The sequence below is a fragment of the Azohydromonas lata genome (genome assembly GCF_034427735.1).
GTDB classification, from domain to species: domain Bacteria; phylum Pseudomonadota; class Gammaproteobacteria; order Burkholderiales; family Burkholderiaceae_C; genus Azohydromonas; species Azohydromonas lata.
Genome location: NZ_JAXOJX010000053.1, coordinates 1 through 19,645 on the forward strand (window position 1 = coordinate 1; position 19,645 = coordinate 19,645).

Consider the following 19,645-nt stretch of genomic DNA (forward strand, 5'->3'; position numbering starts at 1 on the left):
CCCGGCGCCGGTGACCTGATGGGTCCGCAGGCGGCCGGTGGGAGCGTGCCGGCATTGCCGGCGCGGGTGGAGGAGGGCGGCGGCACGCTGGTGGAGCGCCTGCACGCGCATGTGCTGGAGTCCATCCTGAACGGCGCCTTTGCGCCGGGCACGCGGCTGCCCACCGAGGCCGAGCTGGCCGTGCGCTTTGGCGTCTCGCGGGCCACGGTGCGCGAGGCGTTGTCGCGCCTGCGCTCCGAGGGCCTTATAGAAACCCGGCGCGGCAGCGGCAGCCACGTGGCCGCGATGAGCCCTGCACAGCCCCAGGCCGCGCTACTGCCCACGGTGGCCAGCCTGGCGGACGTGGAGCGCTACTACGCCTTTCGCGACTGCATGGAGGCGGGTGCCGCCGCTGCTGCGGCCGAGCACCGCAACGCGGAAGACGTCTTGGCCCTGCGGCTGGCCTTCGACGATTTGCAGGCCTGCCTGCAGGCCGGCCGCCCCGCGGCGGACGAGGACGCGCGCTTTCACGCCGCCATTGCGCACGCCACGCACAACCCCTTCTTCATCACCGCCATGCAAGGGCTGGTCGTCCCCATACGCCAGTACATGGACCGCTTCAACGTGGCCCGCGACCAGGCCAGCCCCGCGCGGGTGCAGGCCGCGCTGGACGAGCATCGGGCCATCCTGGACGCCATCGCCCAGCGGGCTGCGTCACAGGCGGCGCAGGCCATGCGCCAGCACGTCTTCAACGCCCGGCAGCGGCTGTTCGAGGCCACGCGGCTGGTGTGACGCCAATGCGGCGCTGATCGCCGCCTTTCTTTCTGTCCCGGTCCGCCACCGCGCCCGGGACTTTTTGTTTTTGGCATTCGCATGCCCGTTTTGGCCTGTGTCGTCGTACAACTTGCAAAGACCTTTCAGGTGATCTTTGCTATGTACGTGCTTCCCACATGCACGCGATCTTGCAGGTAGCGGCACTAGGTTGTACGATGACATACAACGCAGCGATTCAAGCTGTGTGTCACGTACCCGCACCCCCCACGGAGAACACTGAATGTCCCCCCAAGAGCTCAAGAGCGCCCTCCAGTCCGGCCTGCTGTCCTTCCCGCTGACCGACTTCGACAGCGAGCTGCGTTTTGACGCGCGCGGCTACGCGCAGCGCCTGGAGTGGCTCATGCCTTACGGCGCCACGGTGCTGTTTGCCGCGGGCGGCACGGGGGAGTTCTTCTCGCTGGAGCCGGGCGAGTTCTTCGACGTGGTCAAGGTGGCGGCCGAGACCTGCCGCGGCCGCGTGCCCATCATTGCCGGCGCCGGTGGCGGCACCACGCTGGCCATCCAGTACGCCAAGGAAGCCGAGCGCGCCGGTGCCCAGGGCATCCTGCTGCTGCCGCCCTACCTGACCGAGGCCACGCAGGAAGGCCTGCTGCGCCACGTCGAGCTGGTGTGCAAGAGCGTCAAGATCGGCGTGGTCATCTACAACCGCGGCAACACCCGCTACAGCCCCGAGACCCTGCAGAAGCTTGCCGAGCGCTGCCCCAACCTCATCGGCTTCAAGGACGGCATCGGCGACATCGAGGCCTTCGTGAACGTGCGCCAGAAGCTGGGCGACCGTTTCGCCTACTTGGGCGGCCTGCCCACGGCGGAAGTGTTCGCCGGTGCCTACAAGGCCATGGGCTGCCCGGTGTACTCGTCGGCGGTGTTCAACTTCATCCCGCGCACGGCCATCGAGTTCTACAACGCCCATGCCGCCGGGGACACGGCCACCACCGGTCGCCTGATCAACGAGTTCTTCCTGCCCCTGGTGGAGCTGCGCAACCGCGGCCAGGGCTACGCCGTGAGCCTGGTCAAGGCCGGCGCCACGCTGGTGGGCCACACGGCCGGCCCGGTGCGCCCGCCGCTGTCCGAGCTCAAGCCGGCTGAAGTCGAGCACCTGCAGGCGCTAATCGCCCGCCTGGGCCCGCAGTAAGCGCGGGTCAACCGCATCGCAGCCCGTCGCCCGGGCTGCTGACCAGTTTCTGTAGGAGGCCCGCTGGCGGGCCGGACCCGTGGCCCGGCCGCGATTCGGCCCGCCAGCGGGCCTCCTGCAAGGCCAAAGGGGCACGCCCCTCTCAAGGACAAGCCATGTTCAAGAACCTCATCGGCGGCGAGTGGGTCGAAGGCGCCGCCGTCAGCCGCAACATCAACCCCTCGGACACGCGCGACGTGGTGGGCGAGTACGCGCAGGCCGACGCCGCGCAGGCGCGCCTGGCGATCGCCGCCGCGCATGCCGCCGCGCCCGCCTGGGCGCTCACCACGCCGCAGCAGCGCTTCGACATCCTGGACGCCGCCGGCAGCGAGATCCTGGCCCGCCGCGCCGAGCTGGGCGACCTGCTCGCGCGCGAGGAGGGCAAGACGCTGCCCGAGGCCGTGGGCGAGGTCGTGCGCGCCGGCAACATCTTCAAGTTCTTCGCGGGCGAGGCGCTGCGCGCATCCGGCGACGTGGTCGCCTCGGTGCGTCCCGGCGTGGGCGTGGAAGTCACGCGCGAGCCCGTGGGCGTGGTCGGCCTGATCACGCCCTGGAACTTCCCCATCGCCATTCCCGCGTGGAAGCTGGCGCCCGCGCTGGCCTTCGGCAACGCCGTGGTGCTCAAGCCCGCGGACCTGGTGCCGGGCTCGGCCTGGGCGCTGGCCGACATCCTGCAGCGCGCGGGGCTGCCGGCGGGCGTGTTCAACCTCGTCATGGGCCGCGGCTCGGTGGTGGGCCAGGCGCTGCTGGACGACGAGCGCGTCAACGCCATCAGCTTCACCGGCTCGGTGGGCACGGGCAAGCAGGTGGCGGCCGCGTGCGTGGCGCGCATGGCGAAATTCCAGCTGGAGATGGGGGGCAAGAACCCCTTCATCGTCCTGGACGACGCCGACCTGAACGTGGCCGTGAGTTGCGCCGTCAACAGCGGCTTCTTCTCCACCGGCCAGCGCTGCACGGCCTCCAGCCGCGTCATCGTCACCGAAGGCATACACGACAAGTTCGTGGCCGCCATGGTGGAGAAGATGAAGTCCATCAAGGTGGACGACGCGCGCAAGGCCGGCACCGACATCGGCCCCGTGGTCGACGAGAAGCAGCTCGCGCAGGACCTGGAGTACGTGGCCATCGGCAAGGGTGAGGGCGCGACGCTGGCCGCCGGCGGCGAGGCGCTGGGCCGCAACAGCGCGGGCGCGCCGGGCTTCTACATGACGCCGGCGCTCTTCACCGACACCACCGCTCAGATGCGCATCAACCAGGAAGAGATCTTCGGCCCGGTGGTGAGCGTCATCCGCGTCAAGGGCTACGACGAGGCGCTGGCCCTGGCCAACGACACGCCCTTCGGCCTGGCCTCCGGCATCGCCACCACCAGCCTCAAGCACGCCACGCACTTCAAGCGCCATGCCCAGGCCGGCATGACCATGGTGAACCTGCCCACCGCGGGTGTGGACTACCACGTGCCCTTCGGCGGCCGCAAGGGCTCCAGCTACGGCCCGCGCGAGCAGGGCCGCTACGCGGCCGAGTTCTTCACGACCGTGAAGACGTCCTACACGCAGGCCTGAGGCCTGCGCCATTCCCGGCGGCGCCGCACCCCTTGGGGGCCGGCGCCGTCGGTCCATCAAAAGAGCCAAGAAGAAGGAGACAACACATGCAAGACCAGTTCATCGCGCGGCGCCGCCGCCTGCTTCAGACCTTTGCCGCTGGCGGCCTGGCGTCGCTTGGCGGCAGCGCGCTGGCGCAGGCGTTCCCGTTCGCGCCGAACCAGCGCTACCCGGACCCGGCGGTGCTGATCCTGGACCCCAGCTTCGCCAAGTACCGCATCTACAGCTCCAGCGTGGAACAGATCACCACGGGCTTCCGCTGGGCCGAAGGGCCGGCCTACTTCCCGGAAGGCGGCTACCTGCTGTTCAGCGACATCCCCAACAACCGCATCATGAAGTTCGACGAGAAGACGGGTGCCGTGACCGTCTTCCGCGCCAACGCCAACTACGCCAACGGCAACGCGCGCGACCGCCAGGGCCGCCTGGTGACCTGCGAGCACTCGGTGACGCGCCGCGTCACCCGCACGGAGAAGGACGGCAAGATCACCGTGCTGGCCGACAGTTTCGAAGGCAAGCGCCTGAACGCGCCCAACGACATCGTGGTGAAGTCCGACGACAGCGTGTGGTTCACCGACCCGCTGTTCGGCATCAACGGCGAGTGGGAAGGTTTTAGAGGTCAGCGCGAACAGGCCAACACCAACGTGTTCCGCATCGGCGCGGACGGCAAGCTGACGGCCGCCATCACCGATCTGGTGAACCCCAACGGCCTGGCCTTCTCGCCGGACGAGAAGAAGCTCTACGTGGTGGAGTGGAAGGGCACGCCCAACCGCAGCATCTGGAGCTACGACGTGGGTGCCGACGGCGTGAGCCTGTCCAACAAGACCAAGCTGATCGACGCCGCCGACCAGGGCGCGCTGGACGGCTTCCGGGTGGACCGCGACGGCAACCTCTGGTGCGGCTGGGGCAGCAACGGCGCGCTCAACGCCGAGCCCGCCGACGTGGGTGGGCGCAAGGTGTTCCAGCTCAAGGGCAAGCCGGAGGACCTGGACGGGGTGATGGTGTTCAGCCCGCAGGGCAAGCCGCTGGCGTTCATCCGGCTGCCGGAGCGCTGCGCCAACCTGTGCTTTGGCGGGCCGAAGAACAACCGGCTCTACATGGCCAGCTCGCACTCGGTGTACGCGCTGTACGTGGAGGCGCACGGCGCGGTCTGAGCGCCCGGCCCGGCTCGCTCCGAAGGGGCGAGCCGTCCCGCTTCATGCAAGAGAGCCGCCCTCACATGCGCCTGCGGGCAGCCTCTCAACACAGCGCTCAGTCAGCGCTGATCTTCGCTTCGACGACCAGCTTCTGCCAGCGTGCCATCTCACGCTGGATGTGGCTCTTGAACAGGGCGGGGCTGCCACCGGCCGGCTCCGATCCCGTGGCGGCGAAGCGCTCCCTGATTTTCGGTTGCTTGAGCAACTCGTTCACCTCGGCGTTCAAGCGCGTGATGGCGGCTGTGTCGGTACCCGACCTTGCAACAAGCCCCACCCAGCCACGCAGGTCGATTCCTGGAAAGCCGGCTTCGGCCAGCGTGGGCACATTGGGAAACGCGGGAAGTCGCTGTGGAGCCGAGACCGCGAGTGCCCTGACTCGCCCGGAATTCAGGCCCTGCAAAGCCGCATTGGAGCCGGCCAGTGCAACATCGATCTGCTTGCCGGCCAGGTCCGTCACGGCACTCGCAATGGTCTTGTAGGGCACATGCACCAGGCTCATGCCGGCGGCCCGCTGCAGCAGCTCCATCCCCAGGTGCGCAGGCGAGCCGCTTCCTGCGGAGCCATAAACGAGCATCTGGGGCTTGGACTTCGCCAACTCGATGAATTCCTTCAACGTGTTGGCCGGCAGGTTGGTGTTGACCAGCAGCACGGGCGATTCGGTGCTGAGCTGAACGACGGGCTCGATGCCCTTTTCCAAGTCGAACGGCATTTTTCCGTTGCGCATCGCCGGGGCCGCGGCAAGCTGCAGGTGCATCATGCCGAACGTATGGTTGTCCACAGGAGACTTGGCCACCGCATCCAGGCCGATGACGCCTTGAGCGCCAGGCCGGTTTTCTATGACCATGGGCTGGCCCAGGCGGGCGGGCAGAAGGTCTTGAAAAGCGCGTATGGCCGTATCGGCGGGGCTCCCGGGCCCCGCGGGCGCGATGATGCGCAGCGGCTTGGAAGGCCACGCATTGGCGCTTGCGTGGCCACTCAGCGCGGCAGCGGCGCTTGCCAACATGAAGTCTCGGCGGTGCAGTCTCATGGTCTTGTCTCCGTTGTGGCGGACCCCGTGACGTCGGGTCCTTGTCAGGCCAGCGCCGTCGCCGCCGGGCTGGTTTCGGTATGTGCAAGCATTTCGCTCGACAGGCGGGCCCTCAGCGCCTCGCGCACGGTGCGGTATGAGGGCTCGTCCCAGAGGTTGCGTGCCTCATCCGGATCTTCCAGCCGGTCATAAAGCTCACCCCAGGACACCCCGTCGTACACGCTGAGCCGGTGCCTGTGGGTCAAGAGGGTTCGCATGCGCACGGGCTGGTCGAAACCGAAATAGGTCCGCTGGCCTTCTTCCTCGATGAGCAGGGCGTCGCGCTGCCGCTGCGCTTCACCGCAGATCGCAGGCAGGAAGGACCGCCCCTGCATGCCGTTGAAGCGCTCGATACCGGCCCGCTCCAGCAGCGTGGGCGCGATGTCTATGGTCGACAGCAGTGAGCGGTCGGTCCGGCCCCCGTGCGCAGCCCACTGGGGATCGCGCCATATGAACGGCGTGCGGGTCAGGCTCTGGTAGTGCAGCGAGCCCTTGAACAGCAGCTGGTGGTCGCCGGCAAACTCGCCATGGTCGCTGGTGAACACGACGACGGTGTCCTTGTCCAGGCCAAGCTCGCGAAGGACTGCGAGCACGCGGCCGATCTGCGCGTCGATGAAGCTCAGCGAACCCAGTCCGAGCGCCATCGCTTCCCGGACTTCGCGCTCGGTGGCCGCGTAGCAGGCCATCGTGTTCTTGACGGCCCGGCCGGCATCACGCTGCGCCCGCAGCCATGCAAGGTGCGGCGGCGGCGTGTCGGCGTGAAACGACGAAGGCAACGCCATGTCTTCGGGACGGTACAGGTCCCAGTACCGTCCGGGCGGCGTGTACGGGTGGTGAGGGTCGGCAAACGAGCTGTAGAGAAAGAAAGGCCGCTGCCGCCGCTGGGCCTCGCGCAGCTGCGCGATGGTCTGGTCAGCGATCCAGGCCGTCGGATGCAGCTCCTGCGGGATCGCGCTGCGCCAGGCCTGTCCGTGCTTGACCAGTTCGTACCCGGGTGCGGGCAGGCTGTGCTGCTTCCCGACCTTGTCGGCGAACTCGGGATGCTCGGCCTGTAGCCATCGGCGGTAGTGCCCGTCGGAAGCATCGCCGTGTCCGATGGCCAGCTGCACATGGTCGAAGCCGTAGAAGGGCAGCTCCATCTCGAAGGACGGGCTCGCTTCCCAGGTCTTCTGGCATTCCTGTTGATAGTTGCCCGGATAGGGGCGTTGAGCTTCGCGTTTGGGCCGGTGTGCGTCCTGGGCATGCAGCGGCGGCTTGGCCGTCATGTTCTGCAGATGTGACTTGCCGATCAGCGAGGTCGCGTAGCCCGCCTCGCGCAGCAGGTCCGTGACCGCGCCCAGCGACAGCGGGATGCCGTTGTGGCGCACGCCGTGCACCGAGGGCATGCGCCCCGTGAGCAGGCTGGCACGGTTGGGCATGCAGATCGGTGTCGCGACATGGCACTCCTGCGCGCGCCAACCATCAGCGGCCAGGCCGTCGATCACGGGCGTGGCCTCAATGGAATTGCCGTAGCAGCCCAGGTGAGTGGCACACAACTGGTCAACGATGAAGAACAGGAAATTGCAGGTCATGGCAAGAGCTTGGAAATGCGGTTACCTTGCGCGGCACCGATACCAAAGACTAACGGCTCCTGCCTGTACCGGTGCAATACCAATTCATAATGGCGCCATCAGGCTCCGCAATTTCTGCCATCATTTAATCTGAGAGCCCCATAAAAACAAAGTATGCCGCCACTCGCATAATTCAAGTGCACATTGCGTGCCTTGACATCATGCCTGTGGAGACACCGTGAAGATTGCCCGCCAAATTCTGTGCTTCCTGCCATTTGCAGGTTTGGCCCATTGTGCATGGGCACAATCTTCAGTGCAGATTTATGGTATCGCAGACGTATACCTGGGGCCAGTCAAGGATACGCGCACCACCATGAAAATCGCCGACGGCGGTATTGCGGCTTCGCGGCTGGGTTTTCGTGGAACTGAAGACCTCGGCGGCGGCTGGCAATCGGTTTTCAATCTCGAAATGGGGATGAATCTTGACGATGGCTCATTCACCCTGGGCGGCGGATTCGGCCGCATGGCATTCGTGGGTTTGAAAAGCCCGTACGGCACCGTTGAAATGGGCCGGGGATACGCACCGCTGTTCTACAGCATGCAGACGGTCGATCTGTTCACGATGAACGTCAACTGGTCGCCGGCCCAATTGCTGAGCAAATCCGATGGCCAGGGCGCGGCCTTCGCGCCCATCGCACCGCCCATGCGTTTGAGCAATTTGGTGCGCTACCGCCATGGCGACTTGTCCGGCTCGGGGTTTCGTTTCGAATTGGCTGCCGCACCGGGGGAAGGCGCGGCCACATCGGGCCGATTCGTCGGCGGCACCCTGAGCTACCGGGCGGAAAATTATTATGTGTCCTACAGCGGCCAGCGTTTGAACACGGGAACCAATTCCGCAGTCAGCTACCATGCTGACGCCCACCTGGTGAACGGAAAATACATGATGGGTCCGGTCACCCTGAGTGCAATGTATGGCGTTGCCGATGCGGATGCCCCCGGCACATTCAAATCCACGCTGACTTTGCTGGGCGTCACGTGGAACCTTGGCGAGCATCGACTGCTGGCTGAATTTGGACGACGCAACGTCAGCAACAGCACCCGTGACAACGACATGCTGACGCTGGGTTATGACTACAACCTGAGCAAGCGCACCACGCTGTATGCCCGCACGCTTCGCTTGAATAATAAAGGGCAGGCAGCCATTTCCATGGGCCTGGCCACGGTACCGGCCAACACCGGCGTGGACGTGAGCGCCATGGCGCTGGGCATCAAGCACAACTTCTAAAAATCCCTGAAATGCTTGCAAGCCGGCTGAGCAGGTTGACCTTGTCTGGCCCAAATCAGTGACGAGCAGGCCTTCGCGAAATGTCCGTGCCTGGCTGGTATAGGCGGCAGGCCGACATATTCCAGGGGTCAAGGTTGAGTCCGCGGCAGCCTTGTTCGATGCGCCCTGTTGGGCGCTTTTTTCATGGGGCGCCGCCGGCGTGTTTACACAAGGATTTGTCGTGCGAATGGGATATTCCGAAATGCCTTGTGCCCCCGCGCTTTGGGCCGACCTGCTGGCAGGCTTGCTGGGTGCGGTGCTGGTGCTGCCGCAGGGCATCGCTTTCGCGACGCTGGCGGGGCTGCCGCCGCAGTACGGGCTGTATTCGGCCGTGGTGCCGTGCATCGTGGCGGCGTTGGCGGGTTCCAGCCGCCACGTCGTCTCAGGGCCTACCAACGCCAACTCGCTGGCGCTGTTTGCCATGCTGGCGCCGCTGGCCGCCGTAGGCAGCCCGGCCTACGTGGAACTGGCGTTGGCGGTGACGGTGCTGGTGGGGCTGCTGCAGTTCGCCACCGGCGCGCTGCGGCTGGGAGCGATCGCGAACTTCATCTCCCCGACAGCACTGCTGGGCTTCACGACCGGCGCGGCGCTGCTCATCGTGGTCCATGCACTGAAGGACGCGCTGGAGCTGACGCTGCCGCCGGGCGCGAGCGCCGGCGCGGTGCTGCAGGCGGCCGTCTCGCAAGCGCCGCAACCCGGGGCGCTGCTGGTGGCGCTGGCCACCTTGGCCAGCGCCGCGGGGCTCAGGCGCTGGCGGCCCGGCTCGCCTTTCATGCTGGCGGCGCTGGCTGTGGGCACGCTGCTGGCCTGGGCCCTGCAGCATTGGGCGCCCCCGGCGTGGCAACTGCGACTGCTGGGCCCGCTGCCTCCCGCGCTGCCGCCGCTGCATGTGCCCGGCGTGAGCCTGGAGCAACTGCCGCACTTGCTGGCCATTGCCGCGGCGCTGACGGTGGTGGCGCTGGCGCAGTCCATTGCCATCGCCAAGGCCGTGGCCGCGCGCGCAGGCCAGCGCATAGACGCCAACCGCGAGTTCCTGGGACAGGGCCTGTCCAACATCGCCGGCGGCTTCTTCTCCTGCTACGTCTCCTGCGGCTCGCTCAACCGCTCCATGCCCAACCTGGAAGCCGGCGCCCGCTCGCCCCTGGCGGCCGTCTTCTCGGCGCTGCTGGTGGTGCCGATGGTGGCGCTCACGGCGCCGGTGCTGGCGTGGATTCCGTTTGCCGCCATTGCAGGGCTTTTGGTGCTGGTGGGATGGACGCTGCTGGACCTGCCGCGCTGGCACCGCTTGGCCGCCGCCAGCCGCCAGGAACTGGCCGTGGCGCTGATCACCCTGGCTGCCACGCTCACGTTGCGCCTGGAACTGGCGGTGCTCATCGGCAGCGCCCTGTCGCTGGGCCTGTACCTGCATCGCACCTCGCGCCCGGCGCTGCGCACCATGGGCTTAGGCGGCCCGCGCGGTGACCTGCACCGGCCCTTCGTGGTGCTGGACCACACGGCGCACGCGCAGCCGGAGTGCCCACAGCTGAAGCTGCTGCGCATGGAGGGATCGGTCTACTTTGGCGCCACGGCGCACGTGTCGGACCGGCTGCAGGCGCTGCGCGACGCGACGGGGCCGCAAAAGCACCTGCTGGTGATGGCCAAGAGCATGAATTTCGTGGACGTGGCCGGCTCGGAGCTGTGGCGCCAGGAACTGCGCGCACGCCGCGCCTTTGGCGGCGACCTGTATTTCCACCGCCCGCGCCCACGGGTGCTGGACCCATGGCGGCGCGACGGCTTTCTCGACGAACTGGGTGCCGATCATGTTTTCGCCGACAAGCGGTCTGCCATTCGCACCATTTGTGCCCGGTTGGATCCGGCCCTCTGTGCCCGCTGCACGAAGCGGGTTTTTCAGGAATGTTCGGACCCGCTCATCGTTGCACAGCCACCCGCGCAAGCGTCCTCGTCCCTGCATCCCATTTGAATGCTTGAAATTGAAGTGACAAATAAAGCGGATTATTCAATCCAAGGTCTTTTGGGTATTTATCTATGGCGTCAACATAATATTTCACGGTGATTTTTCGTGATGCATCATTTTCCATGATGGGGGGTCAAGAAAAAACCATTGGAGATTTATTTCCTGATGTCCTACGCTTGCATTCCAACGTCAGGAAGTACGGAATGTTCCCATCCAGTCGCATTTTCTCCGCAGGCCGAAGCTTTTGGCTCGCATCGCTGCTGTGCTGTGCCACGCTGGGTCATGCGCAGGGCTGGCCCAGCAAACCCATACAGATCATTGTCCCGTCCACGCCTGGAGGAGCCATCGACAGCTACGCCCGGGTATCGGCCGAGCATTTGGCGCAGCAGGTGAAACAGCCTGTCGTTGTGGAAAATCGGCCGGGTGGCGGTGGCGGCCTGATTGCGACCGAGGCCGCTGCCCGCGCTGCCGCAGATGGATATAGCCTGTTCGTTGGCACCGCCGCGATCCTGACCATCAACCCCAGTGCCTACAAGAAACTCCCCTACAGCCCGGGAGATTTCACCTATCTTTGCAAAGGCGTCGAGTTCCCCTTGGTATTGGTGGCCCATCCATCGACCAACGCCAGAACCATTGACGACCTGGCTCGCTGGCTACAGGCAAATCCCAAAAATGCAAGTTATGCCTCCTACCAGCCGGGCACGCCTTCCCATTTCTTGGGATACCAGCTCGGAGAAAAGCTGGGTATTCCCCTGACCCATATTCCGTACCGCGGCAGCGCCCCTCAGGTGACCGATTTGCTGGGCGGCAATGTGTTCTTCGGCTTCACGCAACTGCCCACCGCACTGCCGCACATCAAGAGCGGCCGGCTGATTGCATTGGCCACGACCGGTACCGTCAGGCCCGATTCGCTGAAGGACGTTGCGACGCTGGCGGAGCAGGGCTTGGGCGACCTGACGACGACTGCCTGGTTCGGTCTTCTGGCACCGAAAGGCATTCCCGCTTCAATTGCGCAACGGCTCATCAAGGCTCACCTGGATGCACTGGGCGACACGAACGTCAAGGCCAAGATGGCTGCCCAGGGCCTGAGCGTATCCGGCGTTTGCGGCCAGGAGTTTCAGGACGCGGTGAAGCAAGAAGCGGCACGCTGGGCCAGGGTGGTGAAGGCCACGGGATTTTCTGCAAATGAATAAGCAAGGCACGGACATGAATCGACCGAATTTCATCTTCATCATGGCGGATGACCTGGGCTATGCCGACCTCGGCTGCACCGGGGCACGAAGCAGCATGCCCGTGTCGCCGAACCTGGACCGCATGGCCGCGGAAGGGATGCTCCTGCGCCACGGCTACTCCAATTCGCCCGTGTGCTCACCGACGCGCTTTGCCCTGGTTACCGGGCGCTGGCAATACCGTTTGCGTGGCGCGGCAGAAGAGCCGCTCACGGGAAGGGCCCGGGGGGACAAGGTCGTGGGTTTGCCGCCGGAGCACCCCACGCTGCCGTCGCTGCTGCGGGATGCCGGCTATGCGACCGGCCTGGTCGGCAAATGGCATCTGGGTTATCCCCCGCATTTCGGCCCGTTGAAAAGCGGCTACCAGTATTTCTTCGGCCCTCTCTCCGGCGGCGTGGATTATTTTTCCCATCAGGGCAGCGACGGCGTGCATGACCTTTGGGAAAACGAAACGCACATCGAGGAAAAAGGCTACCTGACGGACCTCATCACCGACCGGGCCGTGCAGTTCATCGATTCACAAAACCAGTCGAAACCGTTCATGCTGAGCGTGCATTACACCGCGCCCCACTGGCCTTGGGAAACGCGTGCAGACGAGGCGGAATCCCGGCGGATTGGAAAATCCATCCGGCATACGGATGGAGGTTCGCTGGAAACCTACCATCGCATGATTTACGAGATGGACGAAGGCATCGGGCGCATTCTGCGATGCCTTGAAGAAAAAGGGCTAGATGAAAATACCCTCGTGATCTTCACCAGTGACAACGGCGGTGAGCGTTTCTCGGACAACTGGCCTTTTGTCGGCCAGAAAATGGACCTGCTCGAAGGGGGTATCCGAGTGCCGCTGATTGCCCGCTGGCCCGCGAAAATCATTCCCGGCATCACCAGCGACACACCCGTGATCACGATGGACTGGACCGCGACGATGCTGGAAGCCGCAGGCGTCCAAGCCGATCCGGACCATGCCATGGACGGCTTGTCCTTGTTGCCGCTGCTGGCGGACCCGCGCTGGACGCTGGAGCGCGACCTGTGCTGGCGGATGGCCCACCGCGAACAGCGTGCGCTGCTGCGCGATGGCTGGAAATACCTGCAGGTCGATGGACACGAATATCTTTTCAATTTGGCCAAAGACGAGCGCGAACGTGCCAATCTCGCCCAGCTTTACCCCGAGAGATTGAAGGAGCTGCGCAGCCGCTGGCTGGCTTGGGCGGCCACCCTTCCTGGAATTCCTGCCGATGCCAAGGTCACGCTTGCATTCACCGAGGCCGACTTGCCCAGGGCCACACACTGACGGCCGTCAGGGCGGTGTGGGCAACAGTTTCAGACAGGCATGCCATGGATATTCGTCATCTGCGCTATTTCATCGCCATTGTCGACAGCGGCAGCCTTTCGGAAGCTTCGCGCCGGCTGCATATCGTGCAGCCTGCCCTCAGCCAACGCCTGTCCAGCCTGGAAGAGGAATTGGGGGTGCAATTGCTGGTACGCGGCCGCTCGGGTGTCGCCGCCACGGACGCAGGGGCGGAGCTTTACCAACGCGCCAAAATTATTCTCAAGCAGATGGATTTGACGAAGGGCGCCGTCCAGGAGAAAGCCGGGGCGATGAAAGGCAAGGTCTCCATCGGCGTGTTGCGCACCGTCGCGTCGGTCATGGGCGCGCGGCTGTTTCTTGCGCTCAAATCCGAGCTTCCCGATATCACTCCTGAGCTCGTGGTGGGATATTCAGCCGAGCTCAAGAACCAGTTGAACTCCATGCGATTGGACTTGGCCATGCAGGTCTACCGGCCCGACGCCAAAAGCGAAAATGGCATCCATCTGTTTCGTGAACGTTTGTACCTGGTTTCACCACGATCCATTTTCGATCCCCAGCAACCCGTCAAGCTGGCCGATTTGGAGGCGGTTCCCTTGCTGCTGTCGTCCATGCAGCCTTTTTACGGTTTCCTGATCGATGCTGCCCGTGAAGCGGGCGTGGATCTCGCCATCGTGGGAGGCATCGAGGACGGTGCAGCCGTCCTCGACGTCTGCCGCGCAGGCGTGGCATGCACGGTGGTGCCGGAGATTGCCGCGCAACGCATCGAGCCAAATTCGGGTCTGTCGGTGACGGTTATCGACAACGACAATCTCCATCGGGAAATCAGGCTAGAAAGCCATCCCGATATTCCGAAAACCGGCGCCATGATGGCTGTGGAAAAGGTGATGGCCCGCGTGGTGACGGATTTTCTTGCCAACAGGCAGTGACCTGCGCACGGGCATCTGCTGCAAGGCGCCCGTTGTCAATGAAGGCCGGTCCATGAGCCGGGCCACGAATAACACCCCTGGAAACAAGCATGACTTCTGAAGCCATTCGGGCCATGTGCAAGCACATGGCTTCATCCCACGCAGCGACGGTTGGAATATTCGTGTTGACAGCGGCGCTGCCGTTGGTTGCCCACGCCGAGTATCCGGAAAAGCCCGTTCGCATCGTGGTGGGGTTTGCCGCGGGCACGGCACCGGATATCGCGGCGCGCGTGCTTGCCCAGAAACTTCAAGCCCAGTGGGGCAAGGGCGTGGTCGTCGACAACAAGGATGGCGCGGCAGGATTCCTGGCGGCGCAGGAAGTCGCGCGCTCTCCAACTGACGGCTATACCCTGCTTTTTGGCGCCGTGGCCCAAATCAGCATCGCGCCAAATACTTACAAGAAGCTGCCCTACGACCCGCAAAAGGATTTTGCGCCGATTGCCCAGGTCGCCAATCTGGATTTCGTGATGGTCGCGCCCACCACCTTGCCGGCAAAAAACCTGATGGACTATGTGTCTTGGGCCCAGAAGGAATCACCCATGATGGGCACTTTCGGTGCGGGAACCATGGGTCATTTTGGCGCGGCGATGCTGGCAAGCGCGGCCAATTTCAAAATGGAGCCCGTGCACTACAGGCGCACTGGCGACGCGATGACGGGCGTCATCAACGGCGATGCGCAAGGGCTGTTCAGTTCCGTGGCATTGGCCACGCCGTATATCACCGCCGGCAAAATCACGGGGCTCGCAACGACCGGCGCATCGCGCTCGGCTTTATTGCCCCAGGTTCCCACCTTCAAGGAACTGGGATACCAGGATCTCGATTTCACTTCGTGGGTCGGCATGTTTGCCCCGGCAAAAACGCCGGCGCCCATCCTTGACAAGATCAATGCCGATATTGTCCGAGTGCTCAAGGATTCGGACAGCCAGCAGGCTTTGGGAAAGGCAGGCTTCACGCCAGCAGGGTCGAACAGACAGGATTTCGAGGCGTTTATCCAGCGTGAAAACGTCCGCTGGGCCAACGTCGTCAGGACCACGGGTTTCAAGGCACTGGACTGAAGGGCAAGCCATGGGAATCGATGCAGACCGCGCCTTGTGGCGTGCGGAAACCTTTGGCGCGGGCGGACTGCTCTGCACCACGATAGGCGACATCCTGGACCAGCAGGCCCAGGAGCGGCCGCACCGGGAAGCCCTGGTCTACCGTTATCCCGAAATCGGCCTGGAGGTGCGATGGACCTACCGGGCGTTGCGCGACAAGGCCAACGAAGTAGCCAAGGGGCTGATGGCGCTGGGTGTCCGGTCCGGTGACAAGGTGGCGGTGCTGGCCACCAACGTGCCGGAATGGGTGTTGATGCAAATGGCGCTGCCCAAGATCGGTGCCGTGCTCGTGACGGTCAACACGAATTACCGGCGCGCCGAGTTGGAGTACCTGCTCAGGCAGGCGGACGTCCACACCATCGTTCTCATCGAGGAGAACCGCGGCAACGAGTACCTCCAGTCCCTGAAGTCGATTGCGCCCGAGATCGACGCGATATCGGATCCCGAGCGTCGGGCCATCCAGTCGGCGGCGTTGCCCGCGCTGCGCCGCGCGGTGCTCATCGGCGGCGAGGCCAGGCGAGGCCTGGTTGCCTTTGACCGCCTGCCCATGCTGGGGGCCTCGGTTGCCGATGAGGCGCTGGCCTGCCGGCAGAACCTGGTCAAGCCGGAAGACGTGTCGCAGATCCAGTTCACGAGCGGAACGACCGGCGCCCCCAAGGGCGCCATGCTGACCTACCGAGGGACGCTCAACAATGCCCGCCTGGTGGCGCAAAGAGCGGGCCTGGCGCAAGACGACCGCTTCCTGACCGCGATGCCGCTGTTCCATGCCGCGGGCAACGTGGTCAACCAGCTTTCCATGCTCGTGGCGGGCGGCACCATCATCAAGGCCATTGCCTTCGATGCCGTGAAGATGCTCTCGCTCATCGAGCAGGAGAAGGCCACCGTCATGGACGCGGTGCCCACCATGTACATCGCCATGCTGCAGGAGCCCCGCTTCCTGGCCGGCGAGTTCGACGTCTCGTCGATGCGCCGCGTCATCAGCGGCGGCACGTCCATTCCCGTGTCGTTGATGGAGCAGTTGAAGTCGCAGTGGGGCGCCGAGCCGGCCATCGTCTTTGGCATGACCGAGGCCAGCCCGATCATTGCCCAAACGCTTCCCGAAGACAGCTTCGAGCTGCGCTCGACCACCGTGGGCCGGCCTCTTCCCTTCACGGAAGTGAAGATCGTGGACTCGGAAGGCGGGGTGGTGGGCCACGGCCAGCCCGGCGAGCTTCTCGTGCGCGGCTACAACGTGATGAAGGGCTACTACAAGATGCCCGAGCAGACAGCCAGGGCCATCGATGCCGAGGGCTGGCTGCATTCCGGTGACATGGCGTCCATGGATGGCAGGGGCTACATCCGGATCGTGGGCCGCATCAAGGACATGCTCATCCGCGGTGGCGAGAACGTCTACCCGGCCGAAGTCGAGGGCTTTCTCATGCGGCATCCCAAGGTGCGCCAGGCCGAAGTCGTCGGCGTGCCCGACCCTTACATGGGAGAGGAAGGCGCGGCTTTCGTGCGTCTCAAGGAGGGCGAAAGCATGGCCGAGCAGGAGGTGATCGACTATTGCCGCGCCAACCTGAGCCGCCACAAGCTGCCGAAATACATCCGGTTCATCGACGCGTTTCCCTTGACGCCCAGCGGGAAGGTCAAGAAGTTCGAGCTGCGCGCCCAGCTGATCGAAGAGCTTGGCCTCGATGCCACACTGAAGGGGTGATCCATGAGCTTGCCGTTCGTCTATGAGAAGAAAGGCCACATCGCCTATTTCACGCTCAACCGGCCCCATGCCCACAACGCCCTGACGCCGGAGCTGGTGTGCCGGCTGGCCGATGCCGTCGAGGACTACGCGAGCGACCCGCAGCTGCGAGCCGCCATCATCACCGGCGCAGGCAGCAAGGCGTTCTGCGCGGGCGGTGACCTGGGCTCGATGATTCCGCTGCTGGCGGGCAACCGCGCACCGCAGGACGAATGGGATCGTCGCGTGTTGGCCGAGCCCAAGGTGATGGCGGCGTCCTCGCTGCGGGACTATCCGCTGTACAAGCCCGTGATCGCGGCTGTCAACGGCTACTGCCTGGCCGCCGGGGCGGAGCTGCTGCTGGGCACGGACATCCGCATTGCGGCGCAACACGCCAGCTTCGGGTATCCCGAAGCCAAGCGCGCCATCATCCCGTTCGCCGGCTCGCTGGCGCGGCTGCCGCGACAGATTCCCCATGCACTGGCAATGGAGCTGCTGCTGACCGGGGACGCCATCAGCGCGGACCAGGCGTGCCGCATCGGCCTGGTCAACCGCGTCGTTCCTGCCGAGTCCTTGCTGGCCGAGGCCGAAGCGGTGGCGCACCGTATCGCCGAGAACGGCCCGCTGGCCGTGCAACGCATCAAGGAGACGGTGATGCGCAGCAGCGGCACGCCACTGTCCGAAGGGTATGCCCTGGAGGACGAAGCTCGTCGCGCCGTGCTCGCCAGCGATGACGCCAAGGAAGGCCCGCTGGCATTCATGCAGAAACGCGCACCTCAGTACACGGGGCGCTGAATCGCCCGCGAAAGGACAGCAATGAGTGAAATCAGGCTCGACGGCAAGGTGGCGGTCGTCACGGGCAGTGGCCGCGGTCTCGGTCTGGCATTTGCCCAGTCGCTGGCCGCCGCGGGGGCCTCGGTCGTCATCAACGACATCGATGCGGAAGTGGCGCAAGCCGCCGTGGACGCTATCCGCTCCGCGGGCGGGCAGGCGGTTGCCGAGGTCGTGCCGGTCGGTGACGCCGCGGCGGCGGATCGATTGGTGGAGCGTGCCGTCAGCAGCTACGGCCGGCTGGACATCCTGTGCGCGAACGCCGGGATCTTGCGCGACCGGGTGCTGTGGAACATGTCCGATGACGACTTCGACCAAGTCATCGGCACGCATCTTCGAGGCACCTTCACCTGCGCGCGCGCCGCGGTCCGCCGGATGCGCACGCAGGGCAGCGGGGGCCGCCTGATCCTCGTGTCGTCCATCGCGGGGCAGCGCGGGAATTTCGGCCAGACCAACTACTCGGCCGCCAAGGCGGGCATTGCGGCCCTTGCCCGGACCTGGGCGCTGGAATGCGCGCGCTCCGACATTCAGGTGAACGCCGTGGTGCCCGTGGCGCTGACCCGCATGCTCGCGTCCATCCCGGGACTTGAAAAGCAGGTCGAGATGTCGGAGCGCGGCGGACCGATCCTGCCCGGCTTGCGCCGCCTGGGGCTGGGCAGCCCGGCGGACGTGGCGTCCCTGGTCGTCTTCCTGTCTTCCGACCATGCCAGGAGCGTGACGGGGCAGTGCATAGGCATTGGTGGCGACAAGCTGTCGTTGTGGTCTCATCCGCAGGAAATCCAGACCGCTTTCCGTGACGGTGGATGGACGGCAGAGGCCATTGCGCAGACGTGGAGCACCTCCATAGGCCGGGAGCTCCAGAGCTTTGGCGACGACCTGCCCAAGCACCTTGCCGAGGTGATCCCGCCGGGCGATGTGGCGCCCTAGTGCTCGCCGGAGACGAGTACTTCAGGATTCGTTGAGCGAGGGTGCACGCGTGAGCGCCGCCGCCGGCTTTCGCCTTACTTCGGCGTGGCGCCGCGGCGGAACTCGTCCGGCGTCACGCCCGTGAGCCGGCGGAACATGGTGATGAAGGCCGAGGCGCCCGCGTAGCCCAGCTCCAGCGCCACGGTCTCCACCTTCTCCCCGGCCTGCAGCCGCGGCAGCGCCTTGACCACGCGCAGCCGCTGGCGCCACTCGCTGAAGGGCATGCCCAGCTCGCGCCGGCAGCGGCGCAGCAGCGTGCGCTCGGTGCTGTGCAGGGCCTGTGCCCAATCGGCCAGCGAGCGGTGGTCGCCCGGCTGCGCGTCCAGCGCGCGCAGCAGCGGCGCGAGCACGGGGTCGTCCGAGCCGGGCAGATAGCTGCCCGCGCGCGGCGCCCGGGCGAGCTGATCGACCAGCACCTGCAGCAGCCGCGCGTCAGCGGCCGCGGGCGGCTCGTCGCGCGGGTGCGGGTGCAAGCGCAGGTGCTCCAACAGCGCGCGCACCAGCGGGCTCACGCTCAGCGCGCAAGCGTTGGCGGGCAATTGCGCGCACAGCGGCGCGGACACGTAGAGCGAGCAGTGGCTGGCGGCGTCGCGGTTCAGGCCGATGTGCTCCACCAGCGGCGGCAGCCACACGCCGCATTGCGGCGGCGCCAGGAAATGGGCGTCCGACAGCTTCAGCTCCATCAGCCCGCTGTAGGCATAGACGAACTCGCCCCAGGCGTGGCGGTGCCGCGGGTAGGCGGTGTCGGCCGGCAGCTCGTCGGCGCGAAACCAGATGGGCGACGGCAGCGCGTCCACGAAGGGCGGCGTGCGCAGGTGCGTGGAGCGGGCGGGCATGGCGAGGGCGTGCAAGGGGGTGTGCGACAGGCGGC

The 19,645-nt window shown here is 65.4% G+C and carries 16 protein-coding genes; 13 read left to right on the forward strand and 3 right to left on the reverse strand.

All coding sequences use genetic code 11. The annotated features are described in order from the left end of the window. The 4 genes from SM757_RS25220 to SM757_RS25235 form a co-directional block, all read left to right on the forward strand. Positions 1-771, forward strand: a 771-nt coding sequence (locus tag SM757_RS25220; RefSeq protein WP_322467507.1) for a FadR/GntR family transcriptional regulator, incomplete at its 5' end; no start/stop codon positions are given. 262 nt (positions 772-1,033) lie between these two features. Next, positions 1,034-1,945 (forward strand): 5-dehydro-4-deoxyglucarate dehydratase, encoded by a 912-nt coding sequence (gene kdgD / locus SM757_RS25225; protein WP_322467508.1) that lies wholly within the window; start codon positions 1,034-1,036, stop codon positions 1,943-1,945. A gap of 155 nt (positions 1,946-2,100) precedes the next feature. Further along, positions 2,101-3,540, forward strand: a complete 1,440-nt coding sequence (locus SM757_RS25230) for an aldehyde dehydrogenase family protein (RefSeq protein ID WP_066341935.1) — start codon at positions 2,101-2,103, stop codon at positions 3,538-3,540. 86 nt (positions 3,541-3,626) lie between these two features. Continuing rightward, complete coding sequence (locus tag SM757_RS25235; RefSeq protein WP_066341934.1) at positions 3,627-4,730, forward strand: SMP-30/gluconolactonase/LRE family protein; 1,104 nt, start codon at positions 3,627-3,629, stop codon at positions 4,728-4,730. Between the two features lie 97 nt (positions 4,731-4,827). On the opposite strand, the gene SM757_RS25240 is transcribed toward SM757_RS25235, so the two are convergent. Both SM757_RS25240 and SM757_RS25245 read right to left on the reverse strand, forming a co-directional pair. Further along, entirely contained in the window at positions 4,828-5,799 is a 972-nt protein-coding gene (locus SM757_RS25240) for a Bug family tripartite tricarboxylate transporter substrate binding protein (RefSeq protein ID WP_322467509.1), read from the reverse strand. A gap of 44 nt (positions 5,800-5,843) precedes the next feature. Beyond that, on the reverse strand, positions 5,844-7,409 hold the full coding sequence (locus SM757_RS25245; protein ID WP_322467510.1) for a sulfatase family protein: 1,566 nt from the start codon (positions 7,407-7,409) through the stop codon (positions 5,844-5,846). Between the two features lie 217 nt (positions 7,410-7,626). Here SM757_RS25245 and SM757_RS25250 point away from each other — a divergent pair, with 217 nt between their 5' ends. The 9 genes from SM757_RS25250 (at position 7,627) to SM757_RS25290 (ending at position 18,735) form a co-directional block, all read left to right on the forward strand. Further along, positions 7,627-8,673: a porin gene (locus SM757_RS25250; protein ID WP_322467511.1), complete on the forward strand. Its 1,047-nt coding sequence runs from the start codon at positions 7,627-7,629 to the stop codon at positions 8,671-8,673. A 241-nt stretch (positions 8,674-8,914) separates the two neighbouring features. Beyond that, a complete protein-coding gene (locus SM757_RS25255; RefSeq protein ID WP_322467512.1) occupies positions 8,915-10,672 on the forward strand; it encodes a SulP family inorganic anion transporter in 1,758 nt (585 codons plus the stop codon). 89 nt (positions 10,673-10,761) lie between these two features. Then, a complete protein-coding gene (locus tag SM757_RS25260; RefSeq protein WP_322467513.1) occupies positions 10,762-11,859 on the forward strand; it encodes a Bug family tripartite tricarboxylate transporter substrate binding protein in 1,098 nt (365 codons plus the stop codon). Then, a complete protein-coding gene (locus SM757_RS25265; RefSeq protein ID WP_322467514.1) occupies positions 11,852-13,186 on the forward strand; it encodes a sulfatase family protein in 1,335 nt (444 codons plus the stop codon). The genes SM757_RS25260 and SM757_RS25265 overlap by 8 nt, the downstream gene beginning before the upstream one ends. 44 nt (positions 13,187-13,230) lie before the next feature. Further along, a complete protein-coding gene (locus tag SM757_RS25270) occupies positions 13,231-14,130 on the forward strand; it encodes a LysR substrate-binding domain-containing protein (RefSeq protein WP_322467515.1) in 900 nt (299 codons plus the stop codon). 89 nt (positions 14,131-14,219) lie between these two features. Next, positions 14,220-15,224, forward strand: coding sequence for a Bug family tripartite tricarboxylate transporter substrate binding protein (locus tag SM757_RS25275; RefSeq protein ID WP_322467516.1), 1,005 nt, complete (start codon positions 14,220-14,222; stop codon positions 15,222-15,224). Positions 15,225-15,234: 10 nt separating this feature from the next. Beyond that, positions 15,235-16,959, forward strand: coding sequence for an AMP-binding protein (locus tag SM757_RS25280; protein ID WP_322467517.1), 1,725 nt, complete (start codon positions 15,235-15,237; stop codon positions 16,957-16,959). Positions 16,960-16,962: 3 nt separating this feature from the next. Further along, complete coding sequence (locus SM757_RS25285) at positions 16,963-17,772, forward strand: enoyl-CoA hydratase/isomerase family protein (RefSeq protein ID WP_322467518.1); 810 nt, start codon at positions 16,963-16,965, stop codon at positions 17,770-17,772. A gap of 21 nt (positions 17,773-17,793) precedes the next feature. Further along, the gene (locus SM757_RS25290; RefSeq protein WP_322467519.1) at positions 17,794-18,735 is read left to right on the forward strand and encodes an SDR family NAD(P)-dependent oxidoreductase; all 942 of its coding nucleotides are present in this window, start codon (positions 17,794-17,796) and stop codon (positions 18,733-18,735) included. A gap of 74 nt (positions 18,736-18,809) precedes the next feature. On the opposite strand, the gene SM757_RS25295 is transcribed toward SM757_RS25290, so the two are convergent. Further along, positions 18,810-19,610 carry an AraC family transcriptional regulator gene (locus SM757_RS25295; RefSeq protein WP_322467520.1) on the reverse strand — a complete coding sequence of 267 codons (801 nt, stop codon included), beginning with the start codon at positions 19,608-19,610 and terminating at the stop codon, positions 18,810-18,812. Between the last annotated feature and the right edge of the window lie 35 nt (positions 19,611-19,645).

Coding starts and splice junctions, on each gene's coding strand:
- SM757_RS25255 (WP_322467512.1), top strand. CDS start 8,915: ATGCCTTGTGCCCCCGCGCTTTGGGCCGACCTGCTGGCAGGCTTGCTG.
- SM757_RS25290 (WP_322467519.1), top strand. CDS start 17,794: ATGAGTGAAATCAGGCTCGACGGCAAGGTGGCGGTCGTCACGGGCAGT.
- SM757_RS25230 (WP_066341935.1), top strand. CDS start 2,101: ATGTTCAAGAACCTCATCGGCGGCGAGTGGGTCGAAGGCGCCGCCGTC.
- SM757_RS25245 (WP_322467510.1), bottom strand. CDS start 7,409: ATGACCTGCAATTTCCTGTTCTTCATCGTTGACCAGTTGTGTGCCACT.
- SM757_RS25265 (WP_322467514.1), top strand. CDS start 11,852: ATGAATAAGCAAGGCACGGACATGAATCGACCGAATTTCATCTTCATC.
- SM757_RS25275 (WP_322467516.1), top strand. CDS start 14,220: ATGACTTCTGAAGCCATTCGGGCCATGTGCAAGCACATGGCTTCATCC.
- SM757_RS25285 (WP_322467518.1), top strand. CDS start 16,963: ATGAGCTTGCCGTTCGTCTATGAGAAGAAAGGCCACATCGCCTATTTC.
- SM757_RS25235 (WP_066341934.1), top strand. CDS start 3,627: ATGCAAGACCAGTTCATCGCGCGGCGCCGCCGCCTGCTTCAGACCTTT.
- SM757_RS25240 (WP_322467509.1), bottom strand. CDS start 5,799: ATGAGACTGCACCGCCGAGACTTCATGTTGGCAAGCGCCGCTGCCGCG.
- SM757_RS25270 (WP_322467515.1), top strand. CDS start 13,231: ATGGATATTCGTCATCTGCGCTATTTCATCGCCATTGTCGACAGCGGC.
- SM757_RS25280 (WP_322467517.1), top strand. CDS start 15,235: ATGGGAATCGATGCAGACCGCGCCTTGTGGCGTGCGGAAACCTTTGGC.
- kdgD (WP_322467508.1), top strand. CDS start 1,034: ATGTCCCCCCAAGAGCTCAAGAGCGCCCTCCAGTCCGGCCTGCTGTCC.
- SM757_RS25295 (WP_322467520.1), bottom strand. CDS start 19,610: ATGCCCGCCCGCTCCACGCACCTGCGCACGCCGCCCTTCGTGGACGCG.